General features: G+C 67.5%; 16 protein-coding genes. 7 read left to right on the forward strand and 9 right to left on the reverse strand.

What is annotated here, in order from left to right; genetic code table 11:
* The first annotated feature begins 26 nt into the window (after window positions 1-26).
* Complete coding sequence (locus tag ABZ345_RS40690) at window positions 27-803, forward strand: MBL fold metallo-hydrolase (protein ID WP_359860306.1); 777 nt, start codon at window positions 27-29, stop codon at window positions 801-803.
* Window positions 800-1519, forward strand: coding sequence for an AAA family ATPase (locus tag ABZ345_RS40695; RefSeq protein ID WP_359860307.1), 720 nt, complete (start codon window positions 800-802; stop codon window positions 1517-1519). The genes ABZ345_RS40690 and ABZ345_RS40695 overlap by 4 nt, the downstream gene beginning before the upstream one ends.
* A gap of 1 nt (window position 1520) precedes the next feature.
* Here ABZ345_RS40695 and ABZ345_RS40700 read toward each other — a convergent pair whose 3' ends face one another.
* Window positions 1521-2915, reverse strand: coding sequence for an APC family permease (locus ABZ345_RS40700; protein ID WP_359860308.1), 1395 nt, complete (start codon window positions 2913-2915; stop codon window positions 1521-1523).
* Between the two features lie 72 nt (window positions 2916-2987).
* Here ABZ345_RS40700 and ABZ345_RS40705 point away from each other — a divergent pair, with 72 nt between their 5' ends.
* Entirely contained in the window at window positions 2988-3770 is a 783-nt protein-coding gene (locus tag ABZ345_RS40705) for a hypothetical protein (RefSeq protein ID WP_359860309.1), read from the forward strand.
* Here ABZ345_RS40705 and ABZ345_RS40710 read toward each other — a convergent pair.
* The 8 genes from ABZ345_RS40710 to ABZ345_RS40745 all read right to left on the reverse strand — a co-directional run bounded on the left by ABZ345_RS40710 (window position 3754) and on the right by ABZ345_RS40745 (window position 12578).
* A complete protein-coding gene (locus tag ABZ345_RS40710) occupies window positions 3754-5007 on the reverse strand; it encodes an MFS transporter (RefSeq protein WP_359860310.1) in 1254 nt (417 codons plus the stop codon). The genes ABZ345_RS40705 and ABZ345_RS40710 overlap by 17 nt on opposite strands.
* A gap of 66 nt (window positions 5008-5073) precedes the next feature.
* Window positions 5074-7008 (reverse strand): asparagine synthase (glutamine-hydrolyzing), encoded by a 1935-nt coding sequence (gene asnB / locus ABZ345_RS40715; protein WP_359860311.1) that lies wholly within the window; start codon window positions 7006-7008, stop codon window positions 5074-5076.
* Window positions 7009-7542: 534 nt separating this feature from the next.
* Window positions 7543-8199 carry a pyridoxamine 5'-phosphate oxidase gene (pdxH, locus tag ABZ345_RS40720; RefSeq protein WP_359860312.1) on the reverse strand — a complete coding sequence of 219 codons (657 nt, stop codon included), beginning with the start codon at window positions 8197-8199 and terminating at the stop codon, window positions 7543-7545.
* Window positions 8200-8354: 155 nt separating this feature from the next.
* Window positions 8355-9056, reverse strand: a complete 702-nt coding sequence (locus ABZ345_RS40725) for an urease accessory protein UreD (protein WP_359860313.1) — start codon at window positions 9054-9056, stop codon at window positions 8355-8357.
* 10 nt (window positions 9057-9066) lie between these two features.
* Window positions 9067-9702, reverse strand: a complete 636-nt coding sequence (ureG, locus tag ABZ345_RS40730) for an urease accessory protein UreG (protein ID WP_359860314.1) — start codon at window positions 9700-9702, stop codon at window positions 9067-9069.
* A complete protein-coding gene (locus ABZ345_RS40735; RefSeq protein ID WP_359860353.1) occupies window positions 9692-10303 on the reverse strand; it encodes an urease accessory UreF family protein in 612 nt (203 codons plus the stop codon). The genes ureG and ABZ345_RS40735 overlap by 11 nt, the downstream gene beginning before the upstream one ends.
* A complete protein-coding gene (locus tag ABZ345_RS40740; protein WP_359860315.1) occupies window positions 10300-11982 on the reverse strand; it encodes an urease subunit alpha in 1683 nt (560 codons plus the stop codon). The genes ABZ345_RS40735 and ABZ345_RS40740 overlap by 4 nt, the downstream gene beginning before the upstream one ends.
* Entirely contained in the window at window positions 11979-12578 is a 600-nt protein-coding gene (locus ABZ345_RS40745; RefSeq protein WP_359860316.1) for an urease subunit gamma, read from the reverse strand. The genes ABZ345_RS40740 and ABZ345_RS40745 overlap by 4 nt, the downstream gene beginning before the upstream one ends.
* Before the next feature lie 144 nt (window positions 12579-12722).
* Between ABZ345_RS40745 and ABZ345_RS40750 the strand changes: the two genes are divergently transcribed.
* Genes ABZ345_RS40750 through ABZ345_RS40765 form a run of 4 tightly spaced genes read left to right on the forward strand, consistent with a single transcriptional unit; the run spans window position 12723 to window position 15977 of the window.
* Window positions 12723-13547: an ABC transporter ATP-binding protein gene (locus ABZ345_RS40750; protein WP_359860317.1), complete on the forward strand. Its 825-nt coding sequence runs from the start codon at window positions 12723-12725 to the stop codon at window positions 13545-13547.
* A complete protein-coding gene (locus ABZ345_RS40755; RefSeq protein WP_359860318.1) occupies window positions 13544-14344 on the forward strand; it encodes an ABC transporter permease in 801 nt (266 codons plus the stop codon). Before ABZ345_RS40750 ends, ABZ345_RS40755 begins: the two co-directional genes overlap by 4 nt.
* On the forward strand, window positions 14323-15378 hold the full coding sequence (locus ABZ345_RS40760) for a sensor histidine kinase (RefSeq protein WP_359860319.1): 1056 nt from the start codon (window positions 14323-14325) through the stop codon (window positions 15376-15378). Before ABZ345_RS40755 ends, ABZ345_RS40760 begins: the two co-directional genes overlap by 22 nt.
* Window positions 15375-15977 (forward strand): response regulator transcription factor, encoded by a 603-nt coding sequence (locus ABZ345_RS40765; RefSeq protein WP_359860320.1) that lies wholly within the window; start codon window positions 15375-15377, stop codon window positions 15975-15977. Before ABZ345_RS40760 ends, ABZ345_RS40765 begins: the two co-directional genes overlap by 4 nt.
* The last annotated feature ends 61 nt before the right edge of the window (window positions 15978-16038 follow it).

The raw sequence follows: 16038 nt of genomic DNA on the forward strand, positions 1-16038 counted from the left end.
CTACGGGGCCAGAGGAAGGATTCCCCATGAAGGTTCATCACCTCAACTGCGGCACGATGCGTCCGCCGCTGGTCGCGGGCGGCATCGTGGCGCACTGCCTGCTGATCGAGACCGACCAGGGCCTCGTCCTGGTCGACACCGGTTTCGGCACGCACGAGGTGACCAACCCCGGCGAGACGATCAACGCGCTGAGCCGCACGCTGCTCAAGCCGGTGCTCGAGATCGAGGAGACGGCGATCTTCCAGGTCGAGAAGCGCGGTTACGGGGCCGAGGACGTCCGGCACATCCTGCTCACGCACCTCGACCTGGACCACGCCGGCGGCCTGCGCGACTTCCCCAACGCCACGGTGCACGTGCTGGACACCGAACTCGAGGCCGCGACCAACCCGCCGACCGCCAAGGACCGGATGCGGTTCCCGAAGGCGCAGCGCGAGGGTGTCACGTTCGAGACGCACAAGGCCGAGGGCGAGGACTGGTTCGGGTTCGAGGCGGTCAGGAACATCGCCGGCCTGCCGGAGGACATCCTGATGGTGCCGCTCATCGGCCACACCCGCGGCCACACGGGCATCGCGGTGAAGTCGGCCGACGGCTGGCTGCTGCACGCCGGCGACGCCTACTTCTACCGCGGCGAGATCGAGACGCCGCCGAGCAACATCTTCGCGCTCAAGCTGACCGCCAAGCAGACCGAGACGATCCGCGAGCAGCGTCTGTCCAATGTGGAACGCCTGAAGGAGCTCAAGGCCACGGGCGAGGCCGAGATCTTCTGCGCCCACGACCCGGTAGAGCTGGCCAGGCTCGCGTGACGTTCGTCCAGCAGATCCGTCTCGACCAGGCCGAGAACACGCACCGGTACCCGTTCACGCTCCCGGTGGTCCAGCACCTGATCAAGAACCCGATCGAGCTGCGCAAACCCGTCACGTTCCTCGTGGGCGACAACGGCGCGGGCAAGTCCACGCTGATCGAGGCGATCGCGGTGGCCGCCGGGTTCAACGCGGAGGGCGGCACGCAGTCGTTCAACTTCGCGACAAGAGCGACCGAGTCGTCGCTTGGCGACTACCTCACGCTGCGCTGGGGCATCCGCAAACCTCGCACCGGCTTCTTCCTGCGCGCCGAGTCGTTCTACAACGTCGCCACCGAGATCGACCGCATCGGCGGGGGCATCCACGCCTCCTACGGCGGGAAGTCGTTGCACGAGCGGTCGCACGGCGAGAGCTTCATGGACCTCATGACGCACCGGTTCGGCAGCCGCGGGCTCTACGTGCTGGACGAGCCGGAGGCCGCGCTGTCGGTCAAAGGCTGCCTCACCGTCCTGCGGCGCATGCACGAGCTCGTCGGCGAGGGCTCGCAGTTCATCATCGCCACGCACTCGCCGATCCTGCTCGCCGCACCGGACGCGCAGATCCTGGAGATCACGGACGGCGAGATCGACGAAGTTCCTTACGACGCGGCGGAACCGGTCGCGCTGACCCGGAACTTCCTGGGTGAGCCCGACCGGTTCCTGAGGCATCTGCTGGACTGAGCTACTTCGCCAGGTTCTCCGGGTGGATCTCCACCTTGCCGTGCGTAAAGCGGTTGATCGCCCAGAGCACCAGACCGGCCAGCAACAGGAAGCCCGCGATCTTGTAGTCGTCCCACGGCCGGCCGGACAGCACCGGAATCGCGAGGTACGCACAGGTGACCGCACCGAGCACCGGCGCCCACGTCGGCGCCCTGAAGTGCTTGTGCTCCACCTTCTCCTTGCGCAGCACCAGGCACGCGACGTTGACGATGGTGAAGACGACCAGCAGCAGCAACGACGTCGTGCCGCCGAGCTTGCCGATGTCGAAGAACGACACCAGGATCACCGCGATTCCCGAGGTGAAGACGATCGAGATCCACGGCGTGCGGCGGAGCGGGTGCACCGCGCCGAAGAACTTCGGGATGATCTGCTCGTTCGACATGCCGTAGAGCAGGCGCGACGCCATCAGCATGTTGATCAGCGCCGAGTTGATGACGGCCAGCAGACCGATCAGCGCGAAGATCCACAGCGGGAACCCCGGCGCGCCAACGGAAATCACCTTCAGCAACGCGCCGCTGCCCGCCTTGGCGAGCTCGTCGGACGGGATCAGCAGCGACGACGTGATCGCCACGAGCACGTAGATCGTGGCCGCGATGCCCATGCCCCACAACATCGCGCGCGGGAAGATCTTGATCGGGTTCTGGCACTCCTCGGCCATGTTGACCGAGTCCTCGAAGCCGACCATCGCGAAGAACGCCAGCGCCGTCGCCGAGGTGACCGCCAGGATCACGCTGGTCCCCGGCGGCGTGTGGATCTCGGTCAGCCGCGACGGCTCACCGTCGCCGACCGCGATCGCGTACGCGCCGATCAGGATGATGATGATCAGACCGGACAGCTCGATGCAGGTCAGGACCACGTTGGCCTTGACCGACTCGGACACGCCGCGGAAGTTGACGATCGCCAGCGCCGCGATGAAGAGGACCGCGATACCCGTGATCACCAGCGACTCCGGCCTGACCGCCAGGTCGAAGAACTCCACCAGCAGCTGCCGCAGGTAGGTGCGCCCGAAGGCGAGCGCGGCCGACGACGCCGACGTGATGCCGGAGCACATGACCGCGAAGGCGACCATGAACGTCAGGAACTGGATCTTGAACGCTCTGTTCGTGTACAGCGCCGCCCCCGCGGCCTTGGGATACTTCCCCACGAGTTCCAGGTAGCTGAACGCGGTGAGGAACGCGACCACGAACGCGAGGAGGAAGGGCAGCCAGAGTGCGCCGCCGATCTTTCCGGCCACGTTGCCGGTGAGCGCGTAGATACCGGTACCGAGGATGTCGCCGACGACGAAGAACAGCAGCAGCTTCGGGCCGATTGCCCGATTCAGCTCTGGTTGCTCCGTTTGTGGAGTCGCTTCAGCCATGCCCTGGGATTGTGCCCGTTTTGCCGGTCTACCAGCGGGGACCGCCGCCTACCTCACCCATATGGTGTAACTATGACACGCACGGCAACCCTGCTCTTCGCGGCTCTCGCGCTGACCGCCTGCACCTCGTCCGAGCAGCCGGCCCAGCCGACCCAGTACACCGACGTGAAGAGCCTCGTGGCCGCGGTCTCCAAGGCTGCCAACGAGAAGAGGACCTACCGCTTCACCATCGCGCCACCGACCACGGGCGGCGTCACGGCCCCGGCGAACGGCTCGGTGCGCCTCGGTGACGTCCCGGCGATCGACGCGACGACCAAGCGTCCCGTGCAGACCGGTGGGCCCGACGAGGAACTGCGGTTCGTCTCGACCACAAAGGACACCGCGTTCGTGAAGCTGCCGCCGGTGTTCGGCCTGCCTCAAGGCAAGTCGTGGGTCAAGCTCACGCGCCAGGGCGCCGACGACTTCACCACCACGTTGCTGGGCTTTCACGACGTGATCTACCAGCAGGCCGTCTTCACCACCTACCACCTGCCGGTGATGCAGGCGGGTGGCGAGCTCAAGCTGACCGCGCAGACCGGCGAGCGCACCCGTTACTCGATCTCGATCGACTACAAGAAGGCCTACGACGCCCTCACCGACGAGGCCCTGCGCAACGAGATCAAGCTCGCCCTCGACCAGGGCGTCACGAACTCGGTCGGCGAGCTCGAGATCGACGGCAAAGCCCTGCCGACGCGCATCAAGTTCTCCACCCAGTTCCAGAACGCGCTGATCGTCGACGAGGCGCGGTTCACCGACTGGGGCTCCGAGCTGCCGATCGCCGAACCCAACCCGAGCGAGATCAGCTCGCGGAACTGACCCGGTAGCGCCAGATCGCGGGCAGCAGCACCACCATGATCACGGCCGCGACGATCACCAGCACACCTCCGGCGGTCACCGCCGCAGCAGTGCCGAACGCCGCACCACCCGTGCCGTGCAACAGGTCCGCGATGCGCGGCCCTCCCGCCACGACCACGATGAAGACGCCCTGCATCCGCCCGCGCATCTCGTCCGTCGCGGCGGACTGCAGAATCGCGCCGCGGAACGCCATCGACACCATGTCCGCCGCACCCGCCAGCGCGAGGAACGCCACCGCGACCCACAGCGACCCGGCGAGACCGAAGCCCATGATGGCGAGCCCCCAGCCGACCACGGCGAGCGTCAGCGCGACACCGTGCCTGCTGACGTTCGAGATCCAGCCGGACGTGAGCCCGCAGATCACCGCACCCACGGGAATCGCCGCGAACAGCACGCCGAGCGCGAACCCACCACCGGCCGGGTCGCCGAACGTGTGCTGGGACATCTCCGGGAACAGCGCCCGCGGCATGCCGAACACCATCGCGATGATGTCCAGCAGCATGCTCGCCATCAGCACCTTCTGCGCCCACAGGTACGCGAAGCCGTCCAGCACGTCCCGCAGCCCGGCGCGCCGCACCACCCCGTCCAGCGGAGGCATCGACGGCAGCTTCCACACCGCGTAGACCGTGACGACGAGCGCGATCGCGTCCACCAGGTACAACGTCGACAGCCCGACGACCGGCATCAACGCCCCGGCCAGCAACGGCCCGAGCACCGCGCCGAACGACATGACCGTCGACCCCAGCGCCCCTGCCGACGGCAACAGCTCGGCCGGCACCAGCCGCGCGATCGACGCCGACCGCGCCGGAGCGTTGGCCGCGAAGAACACCTGCTGCAGCCCGAGCAGCGCGATCACCAGCCACACCGAGCCGACGTTCAGCGCCGCCTGCCCCCACAACAGCACCGACGAGACCGCGATACCGGTGTTCGTGACGAGCAGCAGCTTGCGCCGGTCGACGGTGTCCGCGATCGCACCACCCCACAGCCCGAACACGAGCAGCGGCACCAACGCCACACCAGCGGCGATACCGACCCACGCCGACGAGCCGGTGAGGTCGTAAACCTGCTTGGGCACGGCAACGGCGGTGAGCTGAGAGCCCACCGCCGTGACGATCGTGGACAACCACAACCGGCGATACGCGACGATCTTCAACGGTCGAGTGTCGATCACGAACGTCGAGCGCGCGTTTCTCCCCACAGTGGCCACATCGTTAGCTTATGACAACTAACAAGCCCTTTACGTGAACGTGTCGCCAACGCCACTTCAGAGACGGACGGGGTAGACCGGCTCGGGCACCTTCGGGCTGATCCGGCCCTCCACGAAGATCCCGTGCCAGATCATGAAGCACAGCACCGACCACAGCTGCCGGCTCCGGTCGAACTGCTCCGACTTGTGCTCGGCCAGCAGCTCCAGCACCGCGTTCTTGTCCAGCAGGTGCCCGGTCTGCGAGTCCGCGATGATCCCGCGCGCCCAGTCGTACATCTCGCCCCGCAACCAGTGCCGGATCGGCACCGGGAACCCGAGCTTGGGCCGGTTCAGCACGTGCGCCGGAATGATCTTCGCCAACGCCTTGCGCAGCGCGTACTTGGTCGTGCCCTCGGTCAGCTTCTGGTCCAGCGGCACCTCGGCGGCGACCTTGAACACCTCGGGATCGAGGAACGGCACCCGCAGCTCGATCGAGTTGGCCATCGTCACCTTGTCGGCCTTGACCAGGATGTCCCCGCGCAGCCACGTGTACAGGTCGATGTGCTGCATCCGCGCCACGGGATCCCAGCCCTCGGACTCCCGGTACCAGGGCGCGGTCACGTCCTGGAAGCCGATCCCCTCCACATATCCGGGGAACACCGCCCGAACCTGTGCGTCGCTGAAGTTGCGAGCGTTCCCGTAGTACCGCTCCTCCAGCTTCAGCGCCCCCCGCCGAAGCAGATCCTTCCCGCGCACGCCTTCCGGAATCGTCTTGGACACCGCGCCCATCAACTTCCGAACGCCACCGGGCACCTTCTCGAAGGGCGACAACGAAAGCGGTTCGTGGTAGATCACATACCCGCCGAACAGCTCGTCCGCGCCCTCGCCCGACAACACGGCTTTCACGTACTTCCGAGCCTCACGCGCGATGAACCACAACGGCACCAACGCCGGGTCAGCCACCGGGTCGTCCAGGTACCAGATGATCAGCGGCAGCTCTTCCATCATCTCGTCCGCCGACACGGTCCTCACCACGTGCCGCACCCCGATGGCCGCCGCCGTCTCGGCGGCAACGTCCACCTCGGAGTACCCCTCACGGTCGAACCCGCTGGTGAACGCGATCAAATTCGGATTGTGCAACTTGGCCAACGTGGCAGTGGCCGTCGAGTCGATCCCCCCGGACAGGAACGCCCCCACCGTCACGTCGGGGTCCGAGATCATGTGCTTGGCCACCGAGTCCCGCATGACCTCGGCAATCCGCTCGTGCAGCGCCTCGGCCTCGTGCTCCCCGTTCACCGGCCGCGGAGCGAACACCGGCTTGAAGTACCGGTTGAACAGCACCTGCCCACCCGGCGCCACCTTGAACGACGTCCCGGACTCCACCCGGCGCACCGCCTTGTGCAACGACTCCGGCTCCGGCACGTACTGCAACACCAAGTAGTGCTGCAACGCCGTCTGATCCAGCTCCTGACTGATCCCCAGCACACCGGTCAGCTGCAACAGCGACTTCTTCTCCGACGAGAACGCCACCCCACCAGGCCCAGCGGCCCAGAACAACGGCTTGATCCCAAACGGATCCCGCGCCCCGAACACAACCCGCTCCTGCGCGTCCCAAATCATGAACGCGAACATCCCGCGAAGCTTCTTGACCCAGTCCGCGCCCCGGTAGTGGTAGCCGGCAACGATGGCCTCGCCATCGCCCTGCGTCTTGAACTGGGCCCCGAACTGCAGGGCCAGCTCAGCCCGCAGCTCCTTGTAGTTGTAGATCTCCCCGTTGAAGTTCAACGTGTACCGAGTCGGGTTCTCCGGCGGCCCCCACACCAGCGGCTGGTGGCTGTGGTCAAGATCGATGAACCCAAGCCGGTTGAACCCGTACACGACCTCAGCATCGGCCCAGGTGTCCTGCTCGTCGGGCCCACGGTGCCGCTGACAGCGCAACGCCGCAGCCACAGACCCCCGCGCGGAGGCCGCAGCAGCCTCGGTGGAACAGATGAGTCCGAGCACTCCGCACACGTGAATCCGCACCTCGTAGCTAGCTGTGGCTGAAAACCCAGTATGCCCGTGCACAAATCGGGCACTTCCCGCAGCCTGAGGACGCGCAGCCCCCCAGCAAGGTTCCGCGCCACCGGCCAGCCCAATAGCGCCCGATGCCGAAGGCGAGGCGACCCGAAGGCGAAGCCGAGGCAAGCTTTACGTGTGGCCCGGTGGGGTCCCGTCACGAGTCGTGCCTGATCGTCTGCCGGCTCGGCTCGTGATGGGACCCCACCGGACCACACCACCTACGGAACGCGCAGCCGCCGAAAGCAACAGGCGTGCCATCAACCCGCCCGCGGCGCTGGACCCCCCGATCAGATTGGCGGGGGTTTGGGGGCAGAGCCCCCGAGGGGAAGCACGCAACGCAAGGTGAAGTCTCGCAAGGTGACCACCTACGGACTCCCAACAGGAACCCGCCAACGCAACCGTGGAAACAGCAAAAAAGGGGCGCCTCCCGCCCACAGGAAGCGCCCCATCGCAAAAGTCCAAACAGCAGCCCTACAGAGCCACCAGCTACGGAGCTACTCGCTCCAACTGCCACCCATCCCGCCCCAACCGGAACCTCAACCGGTCATGCATCCGATCCCGCCGCCCCTGCCAGAACTCGACCTCTTCAGGCCGAACCCGCCACCCACCCCAATGCGGCGGCACAGGAATCTTCTCGGTATCGGCGAACTGCCGCTCAATCTTGTGCAAAGCAGAATCCAAAGTGGATCGCCCAGAAACCACCCGTGACTGCGGCGAAGCCCAAGCCCCGATCTGCGACCCCCGAGGACGAGAGTTCCAGTACTCGGCCGTCTCCACCGGCCCGACCTTCTCCACGGTCCCCCGCACGTGCACCTGACGCTGCATCGCGAACCACGGGAACGTGGCCGACGCGTACCGAGTGGCCATCAGGTCGTGCGACTTGTTCGACGTGTAGTTGGTGAAGAACACCACCCCACGAGCGTCGAGCCCCTTCAGCAACACCGTCCGCGACGAAGGCCGGCCCTTCGTGTCCGTGGTCGCGAGCACCATCGCGTTGGGCTCGGGCAACCCGGCATTGGTGGCGGCGTCCAACCACAGCTGGAGCTGTTCATGCCAGGTGGCGGCAAGCTCCGACTCGCTCAGCGAGCCCTGCTCGTATGACACGCGCATCGCCGGTAGCGCGATGTTCGTGGTCTCCGTCATCGGCGAACCTCCAAGCAGCGTCAGAACTCGTGGTCCCTGGACCCGCGACCATACGCACGGCGAACGAATGGCGAAACCGCCTGCGTGGTGATGACCACCACCTGAACGGTGACTGTCCGTGCAAAGAACAGTTCTGGATCGAATTCGGGATCGAGTCAGATGGCGTCGAGCACATTTGTGACCGTGACCACGTCATCCCCCAGGGCGGTGGCGAGGGTTCCGCCTGCTGCCAACGGAACGACGTTCCACCACTCACCGCCACCCGCCTCGCGCGGCACCTCGTCCAACATCAACGACGTGCCGACGACCCGTTTCCCGGCCAGTCCCGCCGAAGACGAGTCGACCGACGGTGAGCCGATGACGAGCTGTTGGTGCAACAACGGCTTGCCGCAACGGGTTGCGCGCACCGTTGTGGAGAGCGTGCCGGGCGTTTCGCCCGCCCTGCCGAGCACCAGGACCTCCCGCAACGACAACTCTGCGTGACCGTCCAATTCGGCCTCCACCACTGCCGTGTGGTGCGCGCGCCGGGTCACCACGGACGGCTCTGGCAAGTAGCGGACAGAGCCCTCGACGGAAAATCGCACAGACGACGAAGAGGGCAGACCGGTCGGACCGGGCAGCATCAGGGTCGCCGCCACTCCGCGTAGATCAAGTGAGGCTCCAGGGCCGACTTCGACCGTCAGCTCCAGCGAGTCTCCACCGAGCGGGGACGTCACCGAGCTCACCAGGTGCACCAGCGCGACCGGGCCCACGCGCCGGGCGGGCACCAGGGTCAGGGGCGACTGGGACCGCAGGACCCGCACGACGCTGTTGCCGTGCGAGTCCAACGCCACCACCAGTCGTGCGGCGGCTTTCATCGGTCGGCCTTCACAGCTGAGCCAGCACCCACTTGGCCACTTCGGGAGCTTCGGGCGTCTCCACCAGCGACTGCGCGATCACCGGCAGCTCCCCGCGCATCCGGTGCGCGTCCGAGATCATCACGTCCATGTCGGCACCGACGTAGGGCGCCAGGTCGATCTTGTTGATCACCAGCAGGTCCGCGGTCGTCACGCCGGGACCGCCCTTGCGCGGCACCTTGTCCCCGCCGGCCACGTCCACGACGAAGATCTGCCTGTCGACCAGCCCGCGCGAGAACACCGCGGTCAGGTTGTCGCCGCCGCTCTCGATGATCACCAGGTCCAGCCCGGAGAACCGGTGCTCCAGGCGCTCGACGGCGTCCAGGTTCGCGGTGATGTCGTCGCGGATCGCGGTGTGCGGGCAACATCCCGTCTGCACCGCCTCGATGCGCGACGGGTCCAGCACGCCCGCTCGTCGCAGGAAGTCCGCGTCCTCGGTCGTGTAGATGTCGTTGGTGACGACCGCCAGCTCCAGCTGCGACCCCAGAGCGCGGCACAACGCCGCGGTCAGCGCGGTCTTGCCGCTGCCGACCGGGCCGCCGATGCCGATCCGCGGCGCGGATCCGTGGTGGTGGTCGTGCGGGTCGGGCCCGTGGTCAGCTCCCAAAGAGACGCACCCCTTCACGTCGAACATGTGCCTCGGCCAGAAGATCCAAGGCAGGTGAACCGAGCGCGGGCAGTTCCTTGCAAGCCCGCGCGGCGACGTCCTCCACCGGAAGCGCCGCAACGATCGCGTTGACCCCGAACGGGTCCAGTCCGAGCAACCGCACCGCCGCCGACGCCGGTCCGCTCACCGCCAGATAAGCACAGGTCAAAGCCGCTTCATACGGTTCGCCGACCAGCACACCGATCACCAGCGGCTGGTGCGGGGACGCCGGCAAGGCGGCAAGCCGGGCTGAAGGCCAAGCCCGCCGAGCCGCCCGCAACATGCCCCGCCCCTGCGCCCGCGACGCCTCGCGCTGGGCCGGCGACGGCGTGCGCGCATCCAGTTCGAGATCCAGCAGCTCCAGATCCTCACCGCGAGCCGCAGCGGCCGCGAACCCGGCCGCCAGCAACCCCGCGGTCAGCAAACGCCCGTGCAGGAACGACTCCAGCGACAGCTCGTCGACGACCAGCCCGCGCGAGGCAGCCTCCTCGAGGCCACCGGAGTGCACGTGTCCGCCACCGGGAAACCGGGAGTCGGCGAGGATCAGCGCGGTCAGCATCAGAACAGGAAATACCGTTGGGCCATCGGCAGCTCGGCCACCGGTGAAGGCTCCACCAGGTCGCCGTCCACGTGCACGGCGAAGCTGTCCGGATCCACCCGCACGTCCGGCATCGTGTCGTTGTGCACCATGTCGGCCTTCGTGACGGATCGAGTGGACTCGACCGGCAGGACCCGCCGGGCGTACCGATCCGCGATCCCGGCCTCGATCGCTTCCGGCGCAACGAAGAACACCGAGGAAGCGGCACCGGCCGTCGCACCGAACATCGGCCGCGCCCACACCGGCTGCGGCGTCGGAATCGAGGCGTTGGCGTCCCCCATCGCACCCCACGCGATGAACCCGCCCTTGAGCACCACCGAGGGCCGGACCCCGAAGAACTTGGGCTCCCACAACACCAGGTCCGCGAGCTTCCCGACCTCGACCGACCCGACCTCGGAGGCGATCCCGTGCGCGATGGCCGGGTTGATCGTGTACTTCGCGACGTACCGCCGGGCCCGCAGGTTCTCCTCGATCGAACGCCGCGCGGACATCACGTGCGCCGTCTGCCAGGTCCGGATGATCACCTCGCCGACCCGCCCCATCGCCTGCGAGTCCGACGAGATCATCGAGATCGCGCCCATGTCGTGCAGCAGGTCCTCGGCGGCGATCGTGGTCGGCCTGATCCGCGACTCCGCGAACGCCAGGTCCTCGGGCACCGACGGGTTGAGGTGGTGGCACACCATCAGCATGTCGAGGTGTTCTTCGAGCGTGTTGACGGTGTGCGGGCGCGTCGGGTTGGTCGACGACGGCAGCACGTTCGGCAGCGAGACGACCCGGATGATGTCCGGCGCGTGCCCGCCGCCGGCACCCTCGGAGTGGTAGGCGTTGATCGACCGGCCGGCGATGGCGTCCACCGTGGACTCCAGGAACCCGGCCTCGTTCAACGTGTCCGTGTGGATCGCGACCTGCACGCCCGACTCGTCCGCCACCCGCAGGCAGGCGTCGATCGCGGCGGGAGTCGTGCCCCAGTCCTCGTGCAGCTTGAAACCGCCCGCACCGCCGACGAGCTGCTCGCGCAGGCCCTCTTCGGAGACCGTGTTCCCCTTGCCCAGCAACAGAACGTTGATCGGCATGTGGTCCATCGACGTCAGCATCCGGTCGAGGTACCACGCGCCCGGCGTCACGGTCGTGGCCTTGGTGCCCTCCGCCGGACCGGTGCCGCCACCGATCAACGTCGTGAGCCCGGACGCCAGCGCCTCGTCGACGATCTGCGGGCAGATGAAGTGCACGTGGCAGTCGATGCCGCCCGCGGTCAGGATCTTCCCGTTGCCGGACAGGATCTCCGTCGACGGCCCGATCACCAGCGACGGGTGGACGCCGTCCATCGTGTCCGGGTTGCCCGCCTTGCCGATCGCGACGATCCGCCCGTCCCGCACGCCGACGTCGGCCTTGACGACACCCCAGTGGTCGAGGATCACCGCACCCGTGATGACCAGGTCGGGAGCGCCCTCGGCACGGGTCGCGACGCCCTGGCCCATCGACTCGCGGATCACCTTGCCGCCGCCGAAGATCACCTCGTCGCCGGACCCGGTACCGCGACTCAAGTCCTCGGTGACCTCGATGAACAGGTCGGTGTCGGCGAGCCGGATCCGGTCGCCCACCGTCGGCCCGAGCAGTTCGGCATAGCGCTCACGGTCGATCATCGCTGCAACCCCCGGACAATCCTCAAGCCTGCCAACGGAACCAGCGTGACCTCGCGCTCCACGCCCGGCTCGAACCGCACGGCCGTGCCCGCCGGGATGTCGAGCCGGTACCCGAACGCGGCTTCGCGATCGAACTCCAAGCCCGTGTTGACCGACGCGAAGTGGAAGTGCGACCCGACCTGAACAGGCCGGTCAGCGACGTTCACGACGACCATGGAGATGCGCGGCCGTCCCGGATTCAGCTCCACGGGTTCCGAGCCGACGATCACCTCGCCCGGCGCCGGACCGGCCGAAGGCGCGATCGGGTGGTGCACGGTGACGAGCTTCGTGCCGTCCGGGAACGTCGCCTCGGCCTGCACCGAGTCGATCATCTCCGGCACCCCGCGCATGACCTGCTCCGGTGCGAGCACCGTGCGGCCGCTCTCCATCAGCTCGCTGACCGTGCGGCCGTCCCGCGCGCCCTCCAGCACGTGGTCGGTGATCAGCGCGACGGCCTCGGGATAGTTGAGGAGCACGCCGCGTTCGAGACGGCGGCGCGCCACGTCGGCGGCGACGTGCACGAGGAGCTTGTCGCGTTCATGCGGCGTCAGATGCACCCAGCCGTTCTATCACCCGAAAGCGCGTTCTCGCAGAGTGGAAACACCGCTGAAACACGGCCGCGTGTCCACCGACCGGTTGACAACCGGAGTCAGCGGTGCGGTCGTCCCGGCGAACCCCCTCGAAACAGCAAGATTTTCCCCATGAACGCGATCCGAGTGAGGGGCCTGACGAAGGCCTACAAGGGCCACCAGGCGGTGGCAGGGGTGGACCTCGACGTCGCACGCGGCGAAGTGTTCGCCGTCCTCGGCCCGAACGGGGCCGGCAAGACCACGAGCGTCGAGATCCTGGAGGGGCACCGCGACCGCGACGGTGGCGAGGTCAGCGTCCTCGGCGTCGACCCGGCCAAGGCGGACCGGTTGTGGCGTTCGAGGATCGGCATCGTCCTGCAGAGTGCGACGGACGCCGCCACGCTCACCGTCCACGAGGCCGTGCACCACTACGCCAAGTACTACGCCAACCCGCGTGATCCGGAAGAGGTCATCGACCTCGTCGGGCTCACCGAGAAGGCCAAGTCCCGCGCCGGCACGCTCTCCGGTGGCCAGCGGCGCCGGCTCGACGTGGCGCTCGGCATCATCGGCCGCCCGGAGCTCGTGTTCCTGGACGAGCCGACCACGGGCTTCGACCCCGAGGCGCGCCGCCAGTTCTGGGGCCTGATCAAGCTGCTGGCCGCCGAGGGCACCACGATCCTGCTGACCACGCACTACCTGGACGAGGCCGAGGCGCTCGCCGACCGCGTGGCGGTGCTGGCGGGGGGCCGCATCGTCGCCGAGGGCACGCCGCAGACGTTGAACGGCCGCGCGCACGCCGACGCCACCGTGCGCTGGCTGTCCGACCGCGGCTACCAGGAGATCAAGACCTCCGAGCCCACCAAGACGATCGTCGAGCTCTCGCGCAACGGCGAGCTCGCCGAACTCACCGTCACCCGCCCGACGTTGGAAGACATCTACCTGGAGCTGATCAAGTGACCACCGCGGCTGTGCTTCCCGGAACTCTGTCGATCGGTCTCTCGAGGGGTGCGACCGAGCTGCGGGAGTTCTTCCGGCAGAAGGAAAACCTCATCTTCACGGTGTCGCTGCCGGCGATCCTGATGCTGCTGCTCGGCACGGTCTACGTGCACGAGGCCGCGGCGGGCCAGATGTTCGCGGCCAGCATGATCGGCGCGGGCATCATCTCGACCTCGTTCGTCGGACTCGGCATCAGCGTCGTGGCCGACCGCGAGGACGGCACGCTCAAGCGCCTGCGCGGCACGCCGATGCCGTTGACGTCCTACTTCATCGGCAAGATCATCCTGGTCTTCGTGTCGAGTCTCTTCGAGGCCGTGCTGCTGATGGTCGTCGCGATGCTGCGGTTCGACGTGGAGCTGCCCTCGACCGCCGAGAAGTGGTTCACGTTCGGCTGGGTGTTCACGCTCGGCGTCATCTCGTGCTCGCTGATCGGCGTCGGCCTCAGCTCGATCGCCAAGACCACCCGCAACGCGGCGGGCGTGCTGAACCTGCCGTACATCGTGTTGCAGTTCCTGTCGGGTGTTTTCATCAGCCAGGCGGTGCTGCCGGACTCCCTGCGGATCACGGGTTCGCTCTTCCCGCTGAAGTGGGTGTGTCAGGGTTTCCGCTCGGTGTTCGCACTGAACGACGGCTACGCGGCGATGGAGGCGGCGGGATCATGGGAGCTCGGCAAGATCGCGCTGGTGCTCGGAGCGTGGACGATCGCGGGTCTGGTACTCGTGAGCAGGACTTTCAGGTGGAGCAACAACGCCAGCTGATCACCTGGTACGTGCTCTTCGCGATCACGCAGGTCACCGCGCTGGTGCTCGTCCTGATCGACAACAACCCCCTCGCCGACCGCCTGACGGCGGCGGGGTTGTTGTGCTTGAACGGTGTGTGGTTCGTGCTCTACGGCAGGCGGCTGGTCATCCGCGGGGAGGACGACTGGCACGGTTTCGTCTACGCGGCCGGTTCGCTCGCCACGTTCGCACCGGCGGTCTGGTTCAGCGGCAGCGCGACCTTCGCCCTGTTCGGCCTGGTCCCGCAGATCTACATGGTGCTGCCGATCGGGTGGGCGTTCTTCCCGATGGTGTTGTTCGTGCTGACGCCGCAGGCGCTGACCTGGGCCGCGGGTGCCGATCCGGCGCTGCCGTGGCCGGCGGCGGTGCTGATCATCGGCTTCTCCCAGGCGTTCGGGTGGGCGATCAGCCGGATCGCGGCGCAGAACCAGCAGCGCGGCGAACTGCTGCAACGGATCGAGGCGCTGACCATCGAGGCCGAACGGGCGCGGTGGTCGGCGGACATCCACGACACGCTGGCGCAGGGCTTCACGTCGATCATCACGCTGCTGCAGGGTGCTCAGCCCAACGTCGAGCTGGCGTTGCAGACCGCGCGGGAGAACCTCCGCGAGGCACGGGCGCTGGTGGCGTCGAACGCACCGTCTCCTTTGGACGGTTCGTCGCTGGAAGACGCGTTGCGGCGGCTGGTTTCCGGGGTCACGCTGCCGTCGACGTTCCGGGTGATCGGGGACGCCGTGCCGTTGGCGACCTCGGCCGAGGTGGTGCTGCTGCGGACCGTCCAGGAGGCACTGCACAACGTGGCGCGGCACTCGGAGGCGTCCCGGGTCGACGTCGTGATGAGGTTCGACGAGGACAGCGTCTCGCTGGAGGTGCGCGACGACGGGCGCGGGTTCGGGGACGCACCTGAGGGCTTCGGTCTGAGGGGGATGCGGGCTCGGCTGGAACAGGTGGGTGGGACGCTCTCGCTCTCGAGCGACGATGGCGCGTCCGTGCTGGTGGAGGTACCGCTGTGATCAGGATTCTGCTGGTGGACGACCACCCCGTGGTGCGCCAGGGACTTCGCGGGATGCTCGTGGCCGACGATCTGGAGGTCGTCGGCGACGCGGGGTCCGGGCAGGAGGCCATCGCCCAGGCCGCCGCGTTGAAGCCCGACGTCGTGCTGATGGACCTGCGGATGCCCGAAATGGACGGTGTGGCGGCGACCGCGAAGATCGTCGGAACCGGACCTCGTGTGCTCGTGCTGACGACGTACGAGACCGATTCGGACATTCTTCGCGCGGTCGAGGCAGGGGCGTCCGGGTATCTGCTGAAGGACTCGACGACCGAGGACCTCATCGCGGCGATCCGCGCGGCGTCGCGCGGCGAGACCGTGCTGGCGCCGTCGATGGTCGCGAAGGTCGTCGGGCAGGTCCGCACGCCGCCGCTGTCCGCGCGCGAGGCCGAGGTGTTGAGGCTGGTCGCGAAGGGAATGTCGAACGTGGAGATCGGGCGGGCGCTGTTCATTTCGGAGGCGACCGTGAAGACTCATCTGCTGCGGGTGTTCAACAAGCTGGGGGTGTCGGACCGCACCGCGGCGGTGACGACGGCGCTGGATCGAGGCATGCTGCAGTGAGCCACGACACCCGGCTGACATCTTGCGGCTACCCGCCTGCAACACTGTGAACTCCGGCAAC

This window comes from Lentzea sp. NPDC005914 (genome assembly GCF_040629405.1).
Lineage (GTDB): Bacteria > Actinomycetota > Actinomycetes > Mycobacteriales > Pseudonocardiaceae > Lentzea.

Bases quoted from the DNA above. Each gene is read 5' to 3' on its own strand.
- ABZ345_RS40740 (WP_359860315.1), bottom strand. From the start codon at position 11,982: ATGATCGACCGTGAGCGCTATGCCGAACTGCTCGGGCCGACGGTGGGC.
- ABZ345_RS40700 (WP_359860308.1), bottom strand. From the start codon at position 2,915: ATGGCTGAAGCGACTCCACAAACGGAGCAACCAGAGCTGAATCGGGCA.
- ABZ345_RS40725 (WP_359860313.1), bottom strand. From the start codon at position 9,056: ATGAAAGCCGCCGCACGACTGGTGGTGGCGTTGGACTCGCACGGCAAC.
- ABZ345_RS40705 (WP_359860309.1), top strand. From the start codon at position 2,988: ATGACACGCACGGCAACCCTGCTCTTCGCGGCTCTCGCGCTGACCGCC.
- ABZ345_RS40750 (WP_359860317.1), top strand. From the start codon at position 12,723: ATGAACGCGATCCGAGTGAGGGGCCTGACGAAGGCCTACAAGGGCCAC.
- pdxH (WP_359860312.1), bottom strand. From the start codon at position 8,199: ATGACGGAGACCACGAACATCGCGCTACCGGCGATGCGCGTGTCATAC.
- ABZ345_RS40690 (WP_359860306.1), top strand. From the start codon at position 27: ATGAAGGTTCATCACCTCAACTGCGGCACGATGCGTCCGCCGCTGGTC.